Source organism: Rahnella sp. P4_A8, assembly GCF_056402435.1.
Genome location: NZ_JBFUHK010000289.1, coordinates 1 through 914, shown reverse-complemented (window position 1 = coordinate 914; position 914 = coordinate 1). Strand labels below are relative to the sequence as shown.

2 protein-coding genes are annotated in these 914 nt (G+C 41.6%); both read right to left on the bottom strand.

Going from position 1 to position 914, the window contains the following annotated elements; genetic code table 11:
* Positions 1-295, bottom strand: a 295-nt coding sequence (locus AC1DUO_RS25490) for a DUF262 domain-containing protein (RefSeq protein WP_477989478.1), incomplete at its 3' end; no start/stop codon positions are given.
* 387 nt (positions 296-682) lie between these two features.
* Entirely contained in the window at positions 683-826 is a 144-nt protein-coding gene (locus tag AC1DUO_RS25485; RefSeq protein ID WP_474087756.1) for a hypothetical protein, read from the bottom strand.
* Positions 827-914 lie beyond the last annotated feature (88 nt).

The following is a 914-nucleotide window of genomic DNA, read 5'->3' as shown; positions in this document are numbered from 1 at the left end:
AGTATTCATACTCGTATAAGAAAATTGGAGGTAAGGGGACATTCATAATCAAAGACTCAATTAGACTTGATCTTTTTTCGTTAGTCCAACGATGGCGCCTTTGGTATTCGGGGTCTATTTTGTAGTTATCACTTGTAACCATTCCTAAAATAGAGTTTAAAGGGTAACGTGCTTGTTCAGTCACGATCCTTATCTCCCCAGCTATGTACTTACTGTTGATTTCGTCATCCGAAAGTTTGACTTCCGTACGATTCAAAATATCGATCTCAATTTTTTCGCCATTAAATAAGTTCATATGTTATCTCTATAGGAAGTTAAAATTACCGTTCATCTACTTTCCAATCCTAACTTTTATCAAAAATTAATAATAAAAACAAGGTGATAGATTGATTGGTCATTTAAAAGTCGGGGATGAATCTGTTTGTTCAATGTATTTCTGATCGGGGGATACTCTTGAGTATGCTATTTCTCGAACTATCATAGCATTTAATGAGTGGCTGCGCGCAATGCTATCCCCGCCACGCCTGCCCGCTTTATGGGGCGCTTTTGATGCAGTTGCGTGATCCACTGTGATCCACGTCAGCACTGGTGTCGCAGGGAGAAAAGAGCAGGGCGATCACAATGCAAAATCATGCACTCACTGCATGCAGAGCTAACAAAGAGAGCGCGCCCGTGTTCCTGGCTATTCTTCATCGTCGTAAACAGAGAATGGCACTGACGGCGTGTCTGCTTCATCCAGAACGCGATCGGCCATATCAGAGATCATTTCCATCACCAGCGCGTAGTCGTCATTTTTGCACTGGCCTGACTGTGCTATGTCAGCCATAAGCCGGATTTTTATCAAAGCCATCTTTAGCTCATGAGAGGATTCCATTACTCACTCCAATGCACTGTTTATTTATACAGTATAATAT